The organism is Novosphingobium sp. B-7 (genome assembly GCF_000410615.1).
Lineage (GTDB): Bacteria > Pseudomonadota > Alphaproteobacteria > Sphingomonadales > Sphingomonadaceae > Novosphingobium > Novosphingobium capsulatum.
This window is the reverse complement of sequence record NZ_KE148447.1, coordinates 1,384-5,432: the sequence shown is the minus strand read 5'-3', so window position 1 is coordinate 5,432 and position 4,049 is coordinate 1,384. Positions and strand designations below refer to the sequence as shown.

Genomic DNA, 4,049 nt, shown 5'->3' with positions numbered 1-4,049 from the left:
ACAATACCGCGCCAACGCCCCACAGTGGAGCGCAGAGCAGGTCTATTACGCGGCAACCACCGCCGGGCGATCGTGGCCCGGCCAGGTGATCGAGGCCGACGCACGCGCCGCCGCCGGCGCGCAGTCCACCTGGGTCTACCAGCTCGACCGCCCCTCTCCGCGCGATCCACTGCGCGGCGCGGCGCATACCGATGATATCCCTTATGTGTTCGGCACGCTGGAGGCGCCGGGCAGCTATTCCGGCACCGACGCGCAGGCCCGTGCGCTGAGCGCGACGATGATGGCGGCCTTTTCCGGGCTGGCACGCAACGGCCGGCCGGGCCTGGCAGACTGGGCGCCCTATCGCCTGCCGGCGCGCGCGACGATGGTGTTCGACGCGGCCCCGCACATGGCAGACGATCCGCGCGGCTGGCAACGCCGGCTATGGGCCACGGCGCCCTATGTGCAGCCGGGATCATAACCGGCGAATCAGCGCCATGCTGCAGGGCCACGCGCGCAGCATGATGCGGCAAAATGCGCCGCGAGATGGGCGGAATTTCAGTTTAGACTATTGAATTACCATATTATTTTTTGATCGACAGCCAAGCAACCGGGTTCTTGACAGGGGAAAGATCGTGCTGCAAAACATATCGTAATGACACCGGTTACCTTTAGGGGCATAAAGCCGGGAAGGTAGCAAGAGACAACAAGCCCGCCCGATGGCGCGGGCGATCCGCCGTGTGCGGATGGGAGTAGTGTTGCCGGATCGATGCAAGCCATTGCGTGCATTGTTGACACCGGTATCATCCAGCCTCACGGGCTGAGAGGGGATGTGACGATGCGCAAGAATATTTCCCGAGTTTCCACGCTCAAGATCGCCCTGTTCGCTGGCAGCGCGCTGGCCCTGCCACATGGCGCGATGGCCCAGGCCGCCCCGCAGGATACCACCACACCGGCCACCGACGCGGCTGCTGCCGCCCCGGGCACCGGCGATGACCAGACCCCGGCTATCATCGTCACCGGCTTCCGCCAGTCGCTTCAGGCCGCGCTCAACGTCAAGCGCAACTCGGTTTCGGCAGTCGATGCCGTGGTGGCCGAAGACATTGCCAAGTTCCCCGACCAGAACATTGCCGAATCCCTGCAGCGCATTCCCGGCATCTCGATCCAGAAGGACGGCGGCGAAGGCCGCGCGATCACTGTGCGCGGCCTGGGCGCGCAGTTCACCCGCGTGCGCGTCAACGGCCTGGAAACGATCACCACCTCGTCCGACGGCGCCTCGGCCAACCGCGATCGCTCTTTCGATTTCAACGTCTTTGCCTCGGAACTGTTCAGCAGCCTGGTGGTCCACAAGACCGCCGAGGCGAGCCTGGACGAAGGCTCGCTGGGCGCAGTGGTCGATCTCAACACCGGCAATCCGCTGGCCGGCAAGACCGGGCTGACCGCCGTGCTCAACGTGCAGGGTTCGTATAACGACCTGTCGAAGAATGTCGGGCCGCGCATTGCCGGGCTGCTGTCGTGGAAGAACGATGCCGGCACGCTGGGCGTCAACCTCTCGGCCGCCTATTCGCACACCGATACGCTGGAAACCGGCAACAACACGGTGCGCTGGTCGCAGGCCTATTTCAATTCGGTGGGCGGCACGCCGTGCTTCTATTCGGTCGCCGGCACCACTGGCGGCAATGCGGTGAACAGCGGCGGGTTCTATCGCCCCTCGGCCGCGTGCGATGCCGCTGCGCTCTCGTTCCACCCGCGCATTCCGCGCTATGGCGTGGTCGAACACGATCGCCGCCGCCTGGGCCTGACCGGCTCGATCCAGTTCGAACCCAGCACCCACACCAAGATCTCGATCGACGCGCTCTATTCCTCGTTCAAGGAAGACCGCAAGGAAAAGTGGCTGGAAGTGCTGGCCCGTTCCAACGAGCGCAGCTTCAACGTGGTCAACCCGGCGTACGACAGCAATGGCAACATGGTCAGCGGCACGTTCAACAATGCCTATGTCCGCACCGAAAGCTATCTGCGCCAGTCCAATACCAAGTTCTACCAGGTGGGCGCCACCTGGGACCAGGACGTATCGGACAGCCTGCGCTTCACCCTGCTGGGCGGCATTTCGCAGTCTGACGCGGATATCCCGGTGGAAAGCACGATCGCCTATGACAGCAAGGGCGCGAACGGCTTCGCGTTCGATTACAGCAACATGAAAGCGCCGGTGCTGAGCTATGGCATCGACGTGACCAACCCGGCCAATTTCCAGCTGGCCGAAATCCGCGATCGCCCGTCTTATGTCACCAACAAGTTCAAGACAGTGCAACTGCGCACCGAATGGGATGTGACCAAGGGCTTTACCGTCAAGCTGGGCGGCGTGTGGCGCCGCTACAACTTCCAGACCCAACTGTGGACGCGCGACACGGTGGCCTGTTCGGGTAACGGCAAGCCCGACCTGATCCTGGGCACCACCACCTGCTCGTCCAGCGTCTATGGCCTGCCTGTCACGTCCAGCATTTCCGATCTGGTCAGCCTGGGCGATGCCGGGCAACCGGGTGGCACCACCTCGCAGTTCCTGGCGGCCAACATCGGCTCGGCCGCTGCCTATACCAATCTCTATGGCCGCACCCAGGTGGAAGATCTTGGTTCCAACCGCCAGGTGCAGGAAACCACGTCGGGCGGCTATCTGCAGTTTGACGTGAAGGGTGATCTGTTCGGGCTGGAATATGCCGGCAACGCGGGCATCCGCTATGCCCACACCGATCAGCGTTCCACCGGCTATACCGCAGGCGTCGCCGCCACGGTGGGCCGCACCTACAACGACTGGCTGCCCTCGTTCAACATCGCGTTCTATCCGCACCGCGACGTGATCCTGCGCGGCGCCATTGCCAAGGTCATCACCCGGCCTTCGCTGGGCAATCTCAATCCCGGCGGCTCGGTCGACGGGTTCAACTATCGCGTTACCTTCGGCAACCCGTTCCTCAACCCCTATCGCGCCACCAATTTCGACGTGTCGGCCGAATGGTATTTTGCGCCGCAGGCGCTGCTGTCGGTGGCCGGCTTCATCAAGCAGATCCAGAGCTTCCCGGTCTCGGGCACTTATACCGCCACGCTGCCCCAGCTCGGGCTCGATCGCTCGGTGCTCACGCCCAGCTCGCCCGCCTACATCAACTATGACCCGACGCAGGAATATATCGTGTCCTCGCAGGTCAACGGCGCGGGGGCCACGCTCAAGGGCATCGAAGTGGCTTTGCAGCTGCCCTTCACGTTCCTGCCCAGCTTCCTCAGCCACACCGGGTTCCAGGGCAATGCCACGCTGATCAAGAGCGACGCTGATTACACCATCACCGGCCCGGCGGTGAGCGCCTGCACCCGCAATGCGTCCGGTGCCTGCACGCTGGCAGGGGTTTCGGCGATCTATAACCAGACCCTGCTCAACGTCTCGAAGCGGGCGTGGAACGCCACGCTCTATTATGACGATGGCAAGTTCAGCATTCGCGGCTCGGTCAGCTATCGCGGGCCCTTCGTTGACGGCACCAGCGCCACGGGCAACGTGTTCGAAGGCTATGGCGCCTATACCAGCGTGGATGCGGCGGTGCGCTACAAGATCCGGCCGTGGCTGGAACTGTCGATCGATGGCAACAACCTGACCGACGCCTATCGCTATCGCTTCACCGACGAAACGGCGCAGCGCAATTACGAGAACAACCACTTTGGCCGCACCATCCTGTTTGGCGCCCGCGCCAAGCTGTGAGGGTTAGCCCGCGTGCCTGAACGACGCTTCCCCCCGCCCACGTCATCCCGGACTTGATCCGGGGTGGCGTGGGCATCCCACTTCTGAAACTGAGGAAACTCTGCCCATGACCCTTGATCGTCGCGCTCTGGTGGCCCGGACGCTGGCGATCGGGGCCTGGGCCGCAGCCCGGCCGGCGCTGGGGCAAACCCCGCCACCGGCCGGGCCGCGTGGCACGCCGCCCGGATTGCCGCAGCCGGCCGAAACGATCGACCTATGGCCGGGCGGCGCGCCTGGCCTGCCCAGCGGCACAGGGGCCCATGCGCTGGTGGAAACGGTCAACGAACGATCTACC

The 4,049-nt window shown here is 64.1% G+C and carries 2 protein-coding genes and 1 pseudogene; all 3 read left to right on the top strand.

The window, feature by feature from the left end; translation table 11 throughout:
* On the top strand, positions 1–460 hold a 460-nt coding region (locus tag H926_RS32690), incomplete at its 5' end, for a carboxylesterase family protein (RefSeq protein ID WP_043610563.1).
* A 357-nt stretch (positions 461–817) separates the two neighbouring features.
* Positions 818–3,715 carry a TonB-dependent receptor gene (locus H926_RS0119850; protein ID WP_022677843.1) on the top strand — a complete coding sequence of 966 codons (2,898 nt, stop codon included), beginning with the start codon at positions 818–820 and terminating at the stop codon, positions 3,713–3,715.
* Positions 3,716–3,821: 106 nt separating this feature from the next.
* Positions 3,822–4,049 (top strand): annotated as a pseudogene (locus tag H926_RS33665) (alpha/beta hydrolase); the annotation flags it as partial.

What these genes read in the sequence shown, in the direction of transcription:
- H926_RS0119850 (WP_022677843.1), top strand. Translation starts at nt 818, where the DNA reads ATGCGCAAGAATATTTCCCGAGTTTCCACGCTCAAGATCGCCCTGTTC.